This is a genomic window from Albibacillus kandeliae, from assembly GCF_003116585.1.
Classification (GTDB): Bacteria; Pseudomonadota; Alphaproteobacteria; order Rhodobacterales; family Rhodobacteraceae; genus Albibacillus; species Albibacillus kandeliae.
On sequence record NZ_QEHM01000006.1, the window covers coordinates 386,123 to 401,411 of the forward strand.

Annotated in this window: 15 protein-coding genes; 2 read left to right on the plus strand and 13 right to left on the minus strand. The window is 66.9% G+C overall.

Annotated elements, in window-relative coordinates:
• Positions 1-100: 100 nt before the first annotated feature.
• Genes DDT93_RS15215 through DDT93_RS15245 form a run of 7 tightly spaced genes read right to left on the minus strand, consistent with a single transcriptional unit; the run spans position 101 to position 7,396 of the window.
• On the minus strand, positions 101-1,078 hold the full coding sequence (locus tag DDT93_RS15215; RefSeq protein ID WP_109466696.1) for an ornithine cyclodeaminase family protein: 978 nt from the start codon (positions 1,076-1,078) through the stop codon (positions 101-103).
• On the minus strand, positions 1,075-1,926 hold the full coding sequence (locus DDT93_RS15220) for an alpha/beta fold hydrolase (RefSeq protein ID WP_109466697.1): 852 nt from the start codon (positions 1,924-1,926) through the stop codon (positions 1,075-1,077). The genes DDT93_RS15215 and DDT93_RS15220 overlap by 4 nt, the downstream gene beginning before the upstream one ends.
• Positions 1,923-3,377: a M81 family metallopeptidase gene (locus DDT93_RS15225; RefSeq protein WP_109466698.1), complete on the minus strand. Its 1,455-nt coding sequence runs from the start codon at positions 3,375-3,377 to the stop codon at positions 1,923-1,925. Before DDT93_RS15225 ends, DDT93_RS15220 begins: the two co-directional genes overlap by 4 nt.
• 10 nt (positions 3,378-3,387) lie before the next feature.
• Entirely contained in the window at positions 3,388-3,933 is a 546-nt protein-coding gene (locus DDT93_RS15230; RefSeq protein ID WP_109466699.1) for a TRAP transporter small permease, read from the minus strand.
• A 4-nt stretch (positions 3,934-3,937) separates the two neighbouring features.
• Positions 3,938-4,918 (minus strand): TRAP transporter substrate-binding protein, encoded by a 981-nt coding sequence (locus DDT93_RS15235; protein ID WP_232825466.1) that lies wholly within the window; start codon positions 4,916-4,918, stop codon positions 3,938-3,940.
• A 52-nt stretch (positions 4,919-4,970) separates the two neighbouring features.
• On the minus strand, positions 4,971-6,263 hold the full coding sequence (locus tag DDT93_RS15240) for a TRAP transporter large permease (RefSeq protein WP_109466700.1): 1,293 nt from the start codon (positions 6,261-6,263) through the stop codon (positions 4,971-4,973).
• Positions 6,260-7,396, minus strand: a complete 1,137-nt coding sequence (locus tag DDT93_RS15245) for an NAD(P)/FAD-dependent oxidoreductase (RefSeq protein WP_109466701.1) — start codon at positions 7,394-7,396, stop codon at positions 6,260-6,262. The genes DDT93_RS15240 and DDT93_RS15245 overlap by 4 nt, the downstream gene beginning before the upstream one ends.
• A gap of 122 nt (positions 7,397-7,518) precedes the next feature.
• On the opposite strand from DDT93_RS15245, the gene DDT93_RS15250 reads away from it, so the two are divergent.
• On the plus strand, positions 7,519-8,112 hold the full coding sequence (locus tag DDT93_RS15250) for a helix-turn-helix domain-containing protein (RefSeq protein WP_109466702.1): 594 nt from the start codon (positions 7,519-7,521) through the stop codon (positions 8,110-8,112).
• A 10-nt stretch (positions 8,113-8,122) separates the two neighbouring features.
• Here the strand turns inward: DDT93_RS15250 and DDT93_RS15255 are convergent, their stop codons facing one another.
• From DDT93_RS15255 to DDT93_RS15275, 5 genes are all read right to left on the minus strand, one after another.
• Positions 8,123-8,542 (minus strand): acyl-CoA thioesterase, encoded by a 420-nt coding sequence (locus DDT93_RS15255; RefSeq protein WP_109466703.1) that lies wholly within the window; start codon positions 8,540-8,542, stop codon positions 8,123-8,125.
• Between the two features lie 131 nt (positions 8,543-8,673).
• Positions 8,674-9,069 (minus strand): RidA family protein, encoded by a 396-nt coding sequence (locus DDT93_RS15260; protein ID WP_109466704.1) that lies wholly within the window; start codon positions 9,067-9,069, stop codon positions 8,674-8,676.
• Between the two features lie 112 nt (positions 9,070-9,181).
• On the minus strand, positions 9,182-10,771 hold the full coding sequence (locus tag DDT93_RS15265) for an indolepyruvate oxidoreductase subunit beta family protein (protein WP_198654861.1): 1,590 nt from the start codon (positions 10,769-10,771) through the stop codon (positions 9,182-9,184).
• Positions 10,768-12,936 (minus strand): thiamine pyrophosphate-dependent enzyme, encoded by a 2,169-nt coding sequence (locus DDT93_RS15270; protein WP_109466706.1) that lies wholly within the window; start codon positions 12,934-12,936, stop codon positions 10,768-10,770. The genes DDT93_RS15265 and DDT93_RS15270 overlap by 4 nt, the downstream gene beginning before the upstream one ends.
• Positions 12,937-13,177: 241 nt before the next feature.
• On the minus strand, positions 13,178-13,417 hold the full coding sequence (locus tag DDT93_RS15275) for an Lrp/AsnC family transcriptional regulator (RefSeq protein WP_109466707.1): 240 nt from the start codon (positions 13,415-13,417) through the stop codon (positions 13,178-13,180).
• Positions 13,418-13,574: 157 nt separating this feature from the next.
• On the opposite strand from DDT93_RS15275, the gene DDT93_RS15280 reads away from it, so the two are divergent.
• Positions 13,575-14,231, plus strand: a complete 657-nt coding sequence (locus DDT93_RS15280) for a sulfotransferase family 2 domain-containing protein (RefSeq protein WP_109466708.1) — start codon at positions 13,575-13,577, stop codon at positions 14,229-14,231.
• On the opposite strand, the gene DDT93_RS15285 is transcribed toward DDT93_RS15280, so the two are convergent.
• Positions 14,225-15,247: an acyltransferase family protein gene (locus DDT93_RS15285; protein WP_109466709.1), complete on the minus strand. Its 1,023-nt coding sequence runs from the start codon at positions 15,245-15,247 to the stop codon at positions 14,225-14,227. The two genes, DDT93_RS15280 and DDT93_RS15285, sit on opposite strands and share 7 nt — an antisense overlap.
• Between the last annotated feature and the right edge of the window lie 42 nt (positions 15,248-15,289).

The window sequence follows — 15,289 nt, forward strand, 5'->3', positions numbered from 1 at the left end:
AGCCGCAGCCACCGCGCACGACAAAGGGGACCGGGCGGGCCCGATCCCCTTCTGTCTCTTGCATAAAGTGCGCGCTCCGCTGCCGGAGCGGATGGCAGCGTCAGAGACGGACGGTCTGTCCGCGCCCCTCTGCCTTGGCGCGCTCCAGCACGTGGTGCGCTGCGGCAAGGTCCTGCGCCGCGATCCCGAGCGAGCGGTAGATGGTGATCTGATCGGCACTCTCTCGCCCGGCGACCCCACCCGACAGCAATGCCCCGATCTCGCCCTTCAGGTCCTCCGCGCGGAAGGACCCGGCAGCGATCATGTCGACGATCTCGCCGGCCTGCGCCAGCGTCGAGGGCAGGTAATCCACCCAGATCGCGCCGCGCTGGATCATGCGGTCGTCGACCTCGCGCATCGAGGGGATAGATGAGCCTACCACGTTCACATGCGCGCCGGGCCGCACCCAGTCGCCCATGACAATCGGCGCGGGTGAGGCAGTGACCGTGCAGACGATCTCGGCCCCCTCGACCGCCGCTCGCAGGTCGTCGCCGCTGGTGAACTGCACCCCGGGGTGGTGCTTTGCCGCCGCCTCGGCAAAGGCCGCCGCCTTTTCGGCGGACCGGCCCGCGACCGCGACCTGCCGGATCGGACGGACCGCCAGCATTGCCTCGAGGTGATGCTCGGCCTGTTCGCCATAGCCGATCAGCGCAAGCGTCTCCGCCCGCTCGGGCGCCAGAGCGCGCGTCGCCACGGCGCTGGCCGCCGCCGTGCGCACCGCCGTCAGCAGGCTCGCGTCCATCATCGCCACCGCCGCGCCGGTCTCGGCCTCGAACAGCACGATGGCGCCCCGGTGCGAGGACAGCCCCTTGGCCGGGTTGCCCGGGAACAGGCTCACCAGCTTGACCCCGTAGCACTGCGGATCGGCAATCGAGCCGGGCATGACGCCCATCTTGTTGTCGCCCCCGACCGGCACGATGGCCCGCAGCGGAAGTTGCGCGGTGCGGGCCGAGACGCCCTTCATCACCGTCGCGACAACCTCGATGGCCTCGGTCATCGGCAGCAGGTCGGCGACATCTTCGTGGGTCAGAACGATCACAGCTCGCGCTCCCCGCCGGTGCCCCAGTCGGGTCCGGTGACATCGAGGCCCAGCGCCTGCTCCAGCATGGCGGTATACTCGGCCGGGCGCACCGCGTAGGGGAAATGCCCGCCCCAGGCATAGCGATAGGCGACCGAGGGCTGTACCAGCGCCCGCACCGCCGCGCGCATCTCCTCGGGGATCAGCGGGTCGTCTCCACCCTCCACCGTGATCCGCCGGTCCGCTGGCAATTCCAGCAGCGGCAGCTCGGGCGCGAACTTCAGCGCCTTGAGGCGCATCCTCAGTTCCGGCTCGGGAATGCGTCCCCCCACCTCCTGCATCAGCAATTCAACGAGGTCGCCCTGGTCGGGATGGGTCTCGGCCCAGACCCCGAGCCCACGACCGAACCCGGCGCGCAGCTCCTCGATGGGGGCCGCGTCGAGGTCGCTCGAATAGGGCGGGCGCTCGGAAAGACCCGTCGCCGAATGCAGCGTGTTGGCCGCGAACAGCAGCTCGGTCCGCTCCGGATAGGTCGCCGCGAAGAACTGGGCGAGGTAACCGCCCAGCGACGAGCCGAGAACCGAGGCGCGCGCGATGCCGAGGTGATCCATGAGCGCGGCAAGGTCGTCGCTCCACTCCGCCACGCCGCCAGTTTGCGGATAGGTCACCGCGACGATGCGCAGCCGCCCCCGCAGCGCCTCGATCTGCTGCCAGAAGATATCACCGCGCCCCAGCGTGCCGGGGATCAGCACCAGCGCCGGGCCCTCGCCCGCATCGATGTAGCCCCACTCGTTGCCGTTCAGCGTGATGCGCTGCTCGGGGTTGGCGGCGGCAAAGGCATCTCGGGCGGAAATCAACGGATTGGTCATGATGCAAACGGATCCTCGATGGCGGGGAAATAGTCCCTCTTGCGGATAACATAGGGAATGTTGGGATAATCCGGCGTGATCGAACCGGGCGTCGCCACGCCGATCACCTTCTTGCCGATGGGGTTGAACCCGGCCTCGTAGTGGTTCGACGACTTCACGCAGACATACCGGCGCTGCGACAGGTCGATCCCCAATTGCTCGAAGGCTTCGGGGTGGAAAGTCTGGCTGCGGATATCGTTCAGCACGATGTCGATGCCCTTGTACTCGACCCAGACGACCTCGCCCATCGGCGCGGGCAGCTTGCCAAAGCGCTGGGTCAGCCCCGAGGCGATCCGGCGCACCGTCACTTCCAGGTCGAGCGGATCGCCCGACATCGGGCCGCACTTGCCACCGATACGCAGCTTGAGCGTCGCGCCCTCGCCCGCCTCCTTGCAGATGCGCACGGCGATCGGGTCCCAGAACAGCCCGGTCGCGACACTGGTCATGCCCCGCTCGATCATAGCGCGCAGCAAGAAGGTCGCGTCTGACGGAGCCCCACCGCCCGCGTTGTCGGACATGTCGGCCAGCACCACCGGCCCCTCGGGCTCGGCCTCGGCCATGTCGAGCGCGGTGGCGATGTCCGGCTTGATCTGGTGCAACTCGTGGCGCAGTGCAAAAAGCCGCTGGCCGAGCGCCTCGGCCTCGGCGGCGGCCTGTCCGGCGTCACCGTCACAGATGGCAACCGCATGGGCCCCGGTGCGCGGGTGATCCGACCACGGAAAGCCGTGGATCTGCGACAGCGACAGGACCCCGCCCTGCCCCTCGCGCGCCAGCATGTCATCGACGAAACCGCGCATCGGCTGCTTGGTCGTCGGCATGGCGACGATCATGCGACAGTCCCATTCGCGCATCACCGGCCTGATCTTGCCCTCCGCCGTCTCGGCGGCAAGGCGGAACAGGTCCGCCGCGCGTTCCGGCACGTCCACGTGGGGGTATTCCTTGAAGGCAACGAGCAGCGTGGCCTCGGTCATCATCTTGTCGGTGAGGTTCGAATGCGGGTCCAGCAGGCCGCCGATCACCGCATCGGGGCAGACCGCGCGCAGGTGCGCGATCAGGTCGCCCTCGCAGTCGTCATAGCCGTCCGCGATCATCGCCCCGTGCAGCGCCAGCAGGACAATGTCCGCGCCGCCCGCCTTCTCCAGGTCCGCCACGATCTCGTCGCGGAACCCCTCGTAGACCGATTTCACGGTCGGGCCGGAGGGCTGCGCATGGGCCGAAAGGCTTTCGATCACCTCCCAGCCCAGCGCCTCGGCCTTTTCGCGCCAGATGTGCAGCGGCGCGGTCCAGTACATCGGCGCGTCGCGGGTGGCGTCGCCGTGATGGATCGACCCTTCCTCGAACGAGGCCATGCCCGTCGGCAGGGGAGAAAACGAGTTGGTCTCGGTGCTGAGACCCGCGATGAAGAGCTTCATTTCAGTCGTCCTATTCGGAAATCGCCACCGGCGCGGGCGCCGGCAGTTGCCCGGTGGCCTGCATCAGAACGCGGGCCAGCAGGTGAATCGTGATCAGCGCAAAGGCGAGCGGTACGGCGGCGGTGAACCAGACCATCGGGATGTCCAGCATTTCGGCCTGCCGGTTCAGGCTGCGGCCCAGAAACCCGCGCGCCATGTCCATCTGGCCGTTGAACAGCGAGAACCAGATCACCGGCCCGGCAAAGGCCACGACGCCCGCCGCGCGGATCAGGGCCAGCGCCATGCCCGGCGCCCCGCGCACGGCCTGCATCGCCGGAAACAGCGTCGGGTCGCTGGCCGCGCGGAAGGCGCAGCTCGCCCCCAGCATCCCGGCCCAGACCATGGCGCGGCGCGCCAATTCCTCGGTCCAGATCGGAGGCGACTGCAGCACGTAGCGTGCCAGCACCTGCCAGCCGGCGGCAAAGACCATGGCCAGCACGGCCAGCACCGCCCCCCAGAGGGCGATGCTGTTCAGGACCGATGACAGCCGGTCCAGTGTCCTGGCGAGGGCCTTCATCGGCTCAGTTCCCCTTTGCCGCTTCCCACTCGGCGATCTCTTCCTGACTGATCAGATCGCTGTTGTAGGCTGGGGTAGAGGCTTCGCGGAACTCGGCACGGGCGGCTTCGTCCAGCTTGACCACAGCGACACCCGCCGCCTCGAGCTTGCCGATGACCGCGTCCTGCGTCCCGAGCCATTCGCGGTTCGCCGCGTTCGCCGCTTCGGCAGCCGCGTCGACGGTGGCGCGCTCTTCGTCGCTCAGGCCCTGGTACCAGTCTTCCGAGACGATGGTGATCCGCAGCGAGGGCGAAACCGCCGCGTCGGTGAAGAACTTGAGGAAGTCGGTGTGCCCGAACAGCAGCGGCACGAAGGCCGGGTTCATGTAGCCGTCGGCCACGCCGGTCTGCAGCGCGTTCGGCACTTCCGCCCAGCTGACGATGGTGCCCGCAGCGCCCCATGCCTCGTAGAGCTCGATCTGGCTCTCGTCCAGCGCGCGCATCCGCAGGCCCGCCATGTCGGCGACAGAGTTCACCGGGTGCTTGGAATTGAAGATGCCGCTTGCCTGTCCGACCGTGTTCATGGCCAGCACACGGACGCCCTCGGGCGTGGTGTCCTCGTTGATCTTGGCCAGCATCCCGCCTTCGTAGAGCGCGTGGTCGACCTCGGCCATGTCCTTGAAGAAATAGGGCAGACGCAGGCCGTAGATCAGCTTGTCGATGGAGCCGACGATGTTCAGCGGCGACATCGAGACTTCCAGCAGCCCCTGGCTGACCTGGTCGAACAGTTCGTCATCGCCGCCCAGCGCGCCGCGCTGGAATTCTTCGGCGGCCATGCCGTGTTCGTTCAGGTAGGTGGCAAAGGCATGCGCCCAGACGTAGGACCCCGACCCCTCGAGGTCCGGCGGGCTGTCCAGCGCGATCTTGATCTGCGCCTGGGCGGCCCCGGCCCCCAGCGCCATGGCCGCCGCGATCAGGCCGCCACTCAGGAAATTCGACAGTTTCATCTCAGGTCTCCTTGTTGGGTTCATTCGTGTTGTTATCGTTGTCGCTCGTCTCTCATGGGCTTCCGACCGACAGGCCGAAGGCCCTTGGCAGGAACAGGCTCAGTTCGGGTACCTTCACCAGCAGCACCAGCACCAGAACCTGCGTCAGCACGAAGGGGATCACCGCGCGCGCCAGCTTCCAGTAGTTCACGCCGGTAACGGTCGAGACCACCAGCAGGCAGCCCCCCATCGGCGGCGAAACCAACCCGATGCAGAGGTTGAAGCACAGCACGATGCCAAGGTGCACCGGGTCGGCCCCCTGCTCCAGCGCGACCGGCGCCAGCAGCGGCACCAGCAGGGCCAGTGCCACGGGAATATCGAGGACCATGCCCGCCAACAGGAAGATCACGTTCATCACCAGCATGTATCCGGCGGGGCCCAGCCCCAGATCGGCCACCATGCCCGAGATCGCCTCGGGGATTCTCTGCAACGCACCGAGGTGGCCCAGCACCGACACCGCGCAGATGATGACGAAGATCGAGCCCGAAAGGATGGCCGTGCGCCGCAGCGCCTCCAGCACCGCGCCCGCCGAAAGCCCGGAATAGAACCACCCGGCACCAAGCGCGGCAAAGACTGCGACACCGGCAGCCTCGGTCGGGGTCATCCAGCCGAAGACGATACCGCCGAGGATGATGATCGGCAGCGACATGGCAGGCAGCGAATGCACCAGTGTGGGCAGGAAGGGCGGCATGTCGGCCTTCTCGACCCGCGGGTGATCCTGCCGCGCGGCATAGACCGCGTTGACCGCCAGCAGCGCCGCCGCCAGCACCAGCCCCGGGATGATCCCGGCAAGGAAGAGCGCGGTGACCGATGTGCCCATCAGTGCTCCGTAGAAGATCAGCACGATCGAGGGCGGCACGATCGGCCCGATGATCGACGAGGCGGCAGTGACCGCGCTGGCATAGGTCAGCGTGTAGCCGCGCCGCGTCATCTCGGGCACCAGCGTGTTCGAGAGCGCGGCCGCATCGGCAACTGCCGATCCCGAGATCCCGGCGAAGAAGACCGAGGTCAGGATGTTGACGTGCCCCAGCCCGCCCCGCACCCGGCCCACCAGCGCCATCGACAGGTTGATCAGCGCGCCTGTGATCCCGCCCCGGTTCATCAGCTCGCCCGCGAGGATGAAGAGCGGCATCGCCATCAGGGCAAAGACGTCGATCTTGGAGAAGATCTGCTGCGGCATGATCGCGAGGTAGCGCGTGTTGTCGGTGGCCACGAAGGCCAGCACCGCCGCCCCGCCGATCACGTAGGCGATGGCCAGCCCCGAGAACAGGAACAGCAGCGCCGCAAGTCCGACCAGCATCATCATACGGCGAGGCCCTCCCTGCCGGGTGCGAGCAGGGCGCGAGAGACGCCCTCGTCAATCACGTCGCCCGGCAGATCGCGGCCCAGCGCCAGCGCCGCTGCGGCGCGCGCCATCGCGGGCGCGGTCTGGATGCCATAGCCCCCCTGCCCGGCGAGCCAGAAGAACCCCGGCGCCCCGGCGTCATATCCCACGGCGGGCATCTTGTCGGGCAGGAAGCTCCGAAGCCCCGCCCACTTGTGCTCGATACGCCGGACCTCGAGGTCGAACGCCCCCTGGATGCGGTCCACGCAGATCGCCACATCCATCTCGTCGGGCTGCGCGTCCGAGGGCGGCGCCGGTGTCTCGTCGGCGGGCGACAGCAGCAGCTTGCCCGCGTCGGGCTTCAGGTAGAAATCCTCGTCGACATCCACGACCATCGGCCAGGCGTCCGGCACCACTCCCGCCGGAGGCGCCACCAGCAGTGCCGTCCGGCGCAGGGGCCGCAGCCCCAGCTGGGCGACCCCGGCCATGCGCGCCAGTTCGTCGGCCCATGCCCCGCCCGCGTTGATCACCACGGGCGCCCGGAAGGTGCCCTGACGGGTCTCGACCGACCAGTCGCCGCCGTTTTGCTCGAGCCCCAGCACCTCGGTCTTGAGGTGCAGCGCTCCATCACGGGCGCGGAAGGCGCGCAGGTAATGCTGGTGCAGCCCGTGCACCTCGATATCGGCGGCCAGCGGGTCGCTCATCGCCGAGGCGACATAACCCTCGCGCAGGATCGGAACCATGCGGCGCGCCTCGTCGGCCGGCACCGGGGTCACCGCATCGCCCAGTTCGTCCGCCAATTCTTCCCGCGCCTCGGCCTGATCCTCGCGGGCGATGAACAGCACACCGCGCGGACGCACCAGACCCGGCGGCGGCTCGCCCGGTCCCTCGCCCCGAAAGAAGGCATGGCTGGCGCGCGACAGGGCGCGGATCACGGGAGGCCCGTAGGCGACGGTGAACAGGGCGGCGGACCGGCCCGTGGTGTGATAGCCCGGCTGCGTCTCGCGTTCGAGCAGGACCACCCTTGCCTCGCGCGACAACTCGGCCGCCACGGAGGCCCCGGCCATCCCCGCCCCGATCACGATGAAATCTGCCCGCACGTCTTCCTGCGCCATCGTCCCTTCCCGGATTCCCTATTCTGAAGGGGAGCCTAGCACCGGTTTTCCAATCGGAAAACAAAAATTTTCCTATCGGAAAAATTCTTGGCTCTCCAGTGATTTGGAAGTAAACTGCCGCCATGACAGATACCCTCGACGCCCCGAACGCCCGCGCCGATTTCGGCCGCCGCCTGCGCCAGCTGCGGCAGGATCGCGGCTGGACCCTCACGGATGTCTCGCAGCGTTCGGGCCTTGCCATCTCGACCATTTCCAAGGCCGAGAGGGGCGTGATCTCCCTGACGTATGACCGGCTGTCGCAACTCGCGCGCGGGCTCGACGTCGACCTTGCCGCGCTGTTCCATGCCGAGGGGCACAGCTTTGAACCCGGCAGCTTTGCCGTCGCCCGCAAGGGAGAGTTCAAGCGGCAGGAGACCCCGAACTACGTCTACGAGATGCTGTTCCCGGACATGTGGAACAAGGCGATGACCCCGATGATGGGCTCACTCAAGGCGCGGGAATTCGTGCAGTTCGAGGACTTCGTCCGCCACCCCGGGCAGGAGTTCCTCGTGGTGCTCGACGGGTCTGTCACCGTCTTCGTCGAGGGGCGCGAGCCAGTGCTGCTGAATGCCGGAGACAGCATCTATTTCGACAGCTCGGTGGGCCACCTCTACGCGTCCGACGGCGACCGCGACGCGCGCATTCTGGTGGTCTGCGTCCCCTCGCCGGGGGTCTGAGCCGCGCCGCTCAGGCGGCGGCGCCGGTCTCGAGCATCTCGCGCAGCGGCGCCATCTCGGCGGCGCGCATCTTGCCGTCCCGCATAACGAAGAGGCCGCGCAACTCGTGCCCCTGCACGACAACCCGGTCATCGACCCGGCCTTCGTAGCGCAGGCGCAGCGTCTTGCGGCCCCATTCCTCGATGGACATGCTCAGCATCAGCTCGTCGCCCTCGGTAGTCGGCGAGGGAAAGTTCGCGCCAAGGTCGATCAGGCCGATGCCCTTGGCCCCCAAGGCCGCGCAGATCGCCCGGTGCCCGCCCGCGCGCTCGGCGAGGAAGGTGTGAAAGCATCGGTCGAACCAGCGGAAGTAGTTGGGATAATAGACGATCTCGGCCGGATCGCAGTGGCCAAAGCTGACACTGACGGGAAGGGTGAAGGCGCTGGTCATCAGGGGCTCCTGGTCGGGGTCTGGGGGATCGTCCGAAAGCCGGAACGATCCGAGTGAATTCCCCTCCCCGACCGCGACGCGCTGGCCCCTGGTCCCACCAGCCCCGCGTCGCGTTCCCTGGTCCGCCCCGATCAGGACAGTACGGCGGTGGCCTCGATTTCGACCTTCGCCTCGTCCTCGACCAGTGCGGACACCACGACCATGGTCATGGCCGGGAAGTGATAGCCCATGACATCGCGATAGGCCATGCCGACTTCGGCTTGTTTCGCGACGTATTCCGCCTTGTCGGTCACGTACCAGGTCAGCCGGGTGATATCGGCGACCGAACCGCCGGCGGCCTCGACGACCTCACGGATGTTCAGCAGGGCCTGGCGCATCTGGCCGATGAAGTCCTTGGCCTCGAAGACCTGGTCGGCGGTCCAGCCGATCTGCCCGCCGACGAAGAGCACGCGGCCCTCGCCGATCATGCCGTTGGCATAGCCCTTGGCGGGCTTCCAGCCCTCGGGGTGAACGGTGATGGTGGCCATATGCATCCTCCATTGGCAGCGGACCATTCCCGCCTGCAGCTCGGATTGCTTCAGGCAAGAAATTTTAAGGTTGAAATAAATATGCCGAATTGACCTCGGCGGGCAAGGGCCATCAGGCCCTTGCAGTGATTTCCGTATCCGGCGTGACGAACGAGCGGATGGTGGCCAGCGCGCCATCCAGCGCCTCGCCTTTCGGATCCGCGAGCGCGGCCGCGATCAGCCGGCCCATCCAGTCGCCCGCGTCCTGCCGCGCCGCGACCAGCGCACCGCCCTGCATCACGCGGTCGAACTTGCCAAGGCCCCGCGCATGGGTGTCGCTGTAGCCCTTGATCAGGCGGCGCGCCTTCAGCGTCTCGGTGGCAAAGGCATAGTCCTTGGGCAGACGCGCCAGCGCGGTGTCCAGCCAGACTTGCATGTGCGCCATCTCGCGGCTGTGGCGCAGCAGCGCGCGGCGCCAGTGGCGCAAGCCGCCCATGAAGTAGAGCATCGTGAACGGCACCATCCGGTCCGAGCGCATGCGGCGCCCTTTGTTCACCATCCGGTCGATCAGCTTGTAGAGGCCCGGGCTCTTCTCGATCCCGGCCCCCAGCCAGCGCGGCATCAGGCTGACGAACTCCGCCGCCCCCGGATGCACGAACTCGGTTACCTGCACCAGCGTCTCGGGGCGCGCGCTGACCTCGGCGGCGACGCGTTCGAAGCGCGTGCCACGGGTCTTGAGGTCGGCCACCCGCAGGATATCGTCGTAACACATTGCATTCGCGATGTATTTCGCCGCGTTCAGGGTAAAGTCAAAGCCATGCTCGGCCCCGCCCGCCGCCGTATCCGCCGCCGCGACGGCATCCAGCCGGTCAAGGTACTCGGTCCCGTAGGCCAGGTCCTGATAATCCACCACCTTGCGCAGACCGGCCTTGGCCATGTCCTGCGCGGGCAGCGGCAGCGCCGCAAGGCGCGCACCGAGCGCCTCCAGTTGCTTGACCTGCCGCGCCGGACCGTCCGCCGTCAGCGGACGTGCCTTCGGCGGGACCACCTCGGGGTCGCGGCGCCGCTCGAGCGCGGCCTCGCAGGCAAGGTCGAAGGCCGCCAGCGACTTCTCGACGCCCCGACCAGAGGCGCGGATGGTCTCGCGGTAGCTCTCGATCTCGAACGGCAGCGCGCCGGAACCGGCAAGTGCGCCGAACAGGCTGGCCGAGATCACCGACCCGGCCTTGAGCGCCAGCGCCTCCATGTCGAAGGCGATGAAGGTCTTGGCGGATTTCTCCGCGACCTCACGCACGGTCGCGCTGTCGGAGATCCCGCTGCCCGGCACCACCTTCTCGACCGTGGCGAGGTTGCGGTGGGTCGAGGCGATCAGCGTCGTCTGGTCCGGCGTCACGAAGCCGCGCATGATCGCCCGGCCCGCCTCCATCATCTCGGCGGCGATCAGGATGTCGACGTCGCCCTCGGCGGGCGCCAGCGAGAACACCGGCTGCGCACCGGATTCCGGCAGCATCTCGACATAGTAGATCGTCGCGCCGGTCCGCTGGGCCACGCCCGCGACCGAGGTGGACTGCACCGCGTAGCCGTTGCGCTCGGCCACCGCGACGATCCAGTTCGACAGCACCCCGCCGCCCTGCCCGCCCACGGCGAGCACGGCAAGCTTGATGATCTGGTCGACCCGCAAATCGCGCTGCCCGGCCGGGAGGATCTGTTCCATCTGGGTCATTCCGCGGGCTCCATCGTTTCGATCCACGTCAGGCGTTTCGCGGCGCGGCGGCGTTGCAGCCAGCCAATTGCCTTGCTGTTCACCCCGGCCCACCACTTCTCGAAGCCCGAGGGATTGTGCACGAGGTCGGCGCGGTAGAACGACGGGCAGAGCACCGCCTCGTCCGCCACCTCGCCACAGTTGCCGCAGCCGACGCAGGAGGTGTCGATATGGGCGACCGGATCGTCCTTGAGCGGATCCTCGGGCATCTTCAGCGTCAGCGAGGGACAGCCCGACAACCGCATGCAGGCGTGATCGCCGGTGCAGACATCCTCGTCGACGCCGAACTTTGGCTTCTCGACGCGGCGGCCTTCCTTGATGGCCTGCGCCATCAGGGGTTTCTCGCGGCGCTGCCGGTTCAGCATGCATTCCGACGAGGCGACGATGACCTTGGGGCCCTCGTGATCGGTGCTCAGCGCTTCCTTGATGGTGGCGCGCATCTTGCCCACGTCATAGGTCCGGTCGATCTGGCGGACCCATTTCACCCCGATCCCCTCGATTGCCTTCGAGATCGGGTTCTTGGTCTGCTTGGTCGCGTTGCTGGCCCGGCTCGACAGCACGTCCTGCCCGCCGGTCGCGGCCGAGTAGTAGTTGTCGACGATGACCGTGACACCGTCGGACTTGTTGAAGACCGCGTTGCCGATCGAGGAGGTCAGACCATTGTGCCAGAACCCGCCATCGCCCACGAAGCTGACCGGGCGCCGCTCGCCGCCGCCGTCAAACGCGGCGTTGGAGGCAGGGCCGAGGCCATAGCCCATCGTGGTGCCGCCCAGTTCGAACGGTGGCATGATCGAGAACAGGTGACAGCCGATGTCACAGGAGATCTGGTGCTGGCCCAGTTCCTCCTCCACCAGCTTCATCGCGGCGAAGATCGGACGTTCCGGACAGCCGGTGCAGAACCCGGGCGGACGGATCGGCACGATCTTGGACAGGTCGGGCACATCGTCGGCATCCTCGGGCCGGTTCGGCGCGCGCTTGCGGGCGGGCAGCAGGTCGGCGGCATGGGCGCGCAGGAACCCTTCCAGCGCCTCCAGCATCACCTTGCCGGTGTATTCGCCCGCCATCGGCAGCATGCCCTTGCCCTCGATCCGGACCGGGTTGTTGCCCGCCTTGTGCAGGATCGCGCGGAACGCCTGTTCAAGGTAATCCGGCTGGCCTTCCTCGACGATCAGGACCGCATCCTTGCCTGCGCAGAAGTCGAGGAACTCGTCCTCCATCACCGGATAGGCCACGTTCATCACGTAGAGCGGCAACTCGGTCTCGCCGTGCACATCGGCCAGCCCAAGCCGTTGCAGCGCGCGGATCAGGCCGTTGTACATGCCGCCCTGCACCACGATCCCGACCTTGCCCTGTTCGGGGCCAAAGTGCTCGTTCAGCTTGTTCTTGCGGATGTACTCCATCGCCGCTGGCAGGCGCTGGCTGATCTTTTCCTGCTCGTGCATGTACGAATAGGGCGGCAGCACGATACGCTTGGTGTCGCGGCGCGGATTGGACAGCGCGTCGCGGACGCTCAGCTCGGGCTTGCGGTTCTCGCCGGCCACGAAGGCCCCGTGCACGTGGCACGAGCGGATCCGCATCAGCATCATCACCGGGGTATTCGACGCCTCCGACAGCTCGAACCCGTGCTTCACGGTCTGGGTCAGCGAGGTCAGATTCGGGCGCGGGTCCAGCAGCCACATCTGGCTCTTGGTCGCGAAGGAATGGCTGCGCTCCTGCATGATCGACGAGCCTTCGCCGTAGTCCTCGCCGACGATGATCAGCGCGCCGCCGGTCACCCCGCCCGAGGCGAGGTTGGCCAGCGCGTCGGAGGCCACGTTGGCGCCCACCGGCCCCTTGAAGGTCACAGCGCCGCGAATCGGATATTGCACCGAGGCGGCGAGCATGGCGGCGGCGGCGGCCTCCGAGGCGTTGGCTTCGAACCGGACACCCAGCTCGCCCATCAGCTCCTCGGCATCGGCCAGCACGTCCATCAGGTGGCTGATCGGCGCGCCCTGATAGCCGCCGACATAGCCGACCCCATTCTCAAGCAGCGCCTTGGTGATCGCGAGGATCCCCTCGCCGCGAAAGACTTCGCCCGCTCCGATACGAAGCTGTTCGACTTCCTTCTTGAATGACCGCTCGGCCATGAGTCTTCCTTCCTTCCCGGGTGGGTACAGCCCAGAAATATCCAAATGCATATTGTTTGGGAAGAGAGAGTTTCGAAATTGCACGCCGGAAGGGTCGCGGGGACAGCTTTCACCGGCCAGCAGCATACATTTTGATCGAATCCTGCGCGCCCCGGGGGGCCGAACCGGACAGCCCATCACCCCGCGCGGAGGGCGTCCGGCGCAGACAGGGATTCGGCAGGTGGGCGGTCAGGTGGTTCGGTCAGAAGACCTTGAAGGTCATCGTGGTCAGCGAGCGCTCGATTCCCTCGATAACCAGCAGGTTATCGTTGATGAAATAGCCAACGTCCTGACCTTCGGGGATGTAGAGCTTCATCAGCAGATCGTAGTCGCCGCTGGTGGAATAGAGCTCGGAATGGATTTCCCTCAGCGCGATTTCCTCGGCGACCTTGTAGGTGGTCCCCGGCTTGCATCGGATCTGGATGAAAACGCATGTGCTCATGTGGCGCGGCCTCGGCTTTGTTCCGCCGCCAAGCTGACACGTCGCGCGGGGGCTGCGCAATCCCCCAACGCGGCAAAGCAGGTCGCAGAACCGGCACGGCGCGGGCATCGCCGATTTGCCGGATGACAATCCGGCGGCCCGGCCCTAGCGTTATGCAATGATCCTCAGCCCCGGCCGCCGCTACGTCTTCATCCACATTCCCAAGACCGGGGGCACCTCGCTTGCCCTGGCGCTGGAAGAGCGTGCGATGAAGGACGACATCATGCTCGGCGACACGCCAAAAGCCCGCCAACGGCGCAAGCGCGTGCAGGGGATCGAGGCGCGCGGGCGGCTGTGGAAGCATTCGACGCTGGAAGACATCGAGGGGCTGGTGACCGACGAGGTGCTCGACGGGCTCTTTGCCTTTACCCTTGTCAGGAACCCCTGGGACCGGATGGTCAGCTATTACCACTGGCTGCGCCAACAGTCCTTTGCCCACCCTGCCGTATCGTTGGCGCGGAGCTCCGATTTCGCCGATTTCGTGATAGCGCCCGCCACCCGCAGCTCGTTCCGCGCCGGCCCCGCCGCCAGCTACATGCGCCGCTCGGACGGGCGCGAACAGTGCCACGCCTATATCCGGCTCGAACACTTCGAGGAGGATTCAGCTCCGCTCGCGGCACACCTCGGGTTCGACCTCGCCCTGCCCCACGCCAACCGGTCCGAGCGCCGTGCCGACTTCCGCAGCTACTACACCGACCGCACCGCCGAGGCGGTCGCCACCGCCTGCGCCGAGGACATCGGGCGGTTCGGCTACAGCTTCGACGGGCCTCAGTAGCCCACCACCCGGCGGCTGTTCCCGGCCAGCACCAGCTTGATCCCGCCCGCGATCGCCATGCAGAAGGCAACGTTGACCGCCGTCACCAGCCACAGATCGACCCAGGGCAGCCCGGTCACGCGGGTATGTCCCAGCGCCCCGAGGATCAGCAGTCCGATGGGGTGGAGGAAGAAGATGGAAAAGCTCATGTCAGACACCCTGACCAGCAGGGGCGACGACCAGTCCGACCAGCGCTCGAGCACGGCAAAGAGGGTCAGCGAGATCAGCAGCTTCTGGATCAGCATGATATCCGGCGGGGCCAGTTCGAACATCGGTTTGACCGCGTTGCCGGGGACGGTCACCGCCGTCTGGACGGCGACAAGGGCCAGCGATGCGACGATCAGCAGGGGCTCCTTGCCCCGCACCCAGTTCAGGAACGGCTCGCGGTAGACCGAGGTCAGGATGCCGATCAGGTAGACCGGCGTGTAGTAGACGACCGACTGGATCACGTTCAGGTTCGCCACCGGGCGATATGCCAGCAGACCCAGCACCAGCGTCACCGCCACCACCGCGGCCTGCACCCGGCCCGGCGCCTTGGCAAAGAGGTAGTGCAGCGGCGACAGTGCGAACATCACGATGATGAAGGGCACGAACCAGTAGGCCACCATTACGTTGCCGGTCGCCACCAGCTTGGCCCCCTGCCACAGCGGATGCGACTTGCCCACGGCCCATGCGCCGTAGTCGGGGTCGCGGGTCAGGAACCACACGGCGGCGAGGCTGGCGAAGATCAGGTAGGGCGTCAGGACGTTGTTCACCTTGCCGCGCATGAACTTGCCATAGGCATATCGCTTCACGAAGACATGGTTGAACATGTAGCCCGAGATGAAGACGAAGAACGCCGTGCCGCCGGTCACGATGTTGATCGCATAGGCCGAGGCATAGCTCTGCCCGGTGATCCCGGCGAGGTCATAGCTGTGGCCCGCGACGATCAGCAGGATCACGATGGCCCGGAAATAGACGATGGACGACAAGTGCAAGGCGACGCATCCCGAACTGTTTGCCCGGGTGAGCTAGCTCAG

Excerpts from the sequence above, each read along its gene's own strand:
- DDT93_RS15270 (WP_109466706.1), bottom strand. The coding sequence starts at position 12,936 with ATGGCCGAGCGGTCATTCAAGAAGGAAGTCGAACAGCTTCGTATCGGA.
- DDT93_RS15265 (WP_198654861.1), bottom strand. The coding sequence starts at position 10,771 with ATGACCCAGATGGAACAGATCCTCCCGGCCGGGCAGCGCGATTTGCGG.
- DDT93_RS15275 (WP_109466707.1), bottom strand. The coding sequence starts at position 13,417 with ATGAGCACATGCGTTTTCATCCAGATCCGATGCAAGCCGGGGACCACC.
- DDT93_RS15235 (WP_232825466.1), bottom strand. The coding sequence starts at position 4,918 with ATGAAACTGTCGAATTTCCTGAGTGGCGGCCTGATCGCGGCGGCCATG.
- DDT93_RS15230 (WP_109466699.1), bottom strand. The coding sequence starts at position 3,933 with ATGAAGGCCCTCGCCAGGACACTGGACCGGCTGTCATCGGTCCTGAAC.
- DDT93_RS15255 (WP_109466703.1), bottom strand. The coding sequence starts at position 8,542 with ATGACCAGCGCCTTCACCCTTCCCGTCAGTGTCAGCTTTGGCCACTGC.
- DDT93_RS15250 (WP_109466702.1), top strand. The coding sequence starts at position 7,519 with ATGACAGATACCCTCGACGCCCCGAACGCCCGCGCCGATTTCGGCCGC.
- DDT93_RS15280 (WP_109466708.1), top strand. The coding sequence starts at position 13,575 with ATGATCCTCAGCCCCGGCCGCCGCTACGTCTTCATCCACATTCCCAAG.
- DDT93_RS15245 (WP_109466701.1), bottom strand. The coding sequence starts at position 7,396 with ATGGCGCAGGAAGACGTGCGGGCAGATTTCATCGTGATCGGGGCGGGG.
- DDT93_RS15220 (WP_109466697.1), bottom strand. The coding sequence starts at position 1,926 with ATGACCAATCCGTTGATTTCCGCCCGAGATGCCTTTGCCGCCGCCAAC.
- DDT93_RS15225 (WP_109466698.1), bottom strand. The coding sequence starts at position 3,377 with ATGAAGCTCTTCATCGCGGGTCTCAGCACCGAGACCAACTCGTTTTCT.
- DDT93_RS15260 (WP_109466704.1), bottom strand. The coding sequence starts at position 9,069 with ATGGCCACCATCACCGTTCACCCCGAGGGCTGGAAGCCCGCCAAGGGC.
- DDT93_RS15240 (WP_109466700.1), bottom strand. The coding sequence starts at position 6,263 with ATGATGATGCTGGTCGGACTTGCGGCGCTGCTGTTCCTGTTCTCGGGG.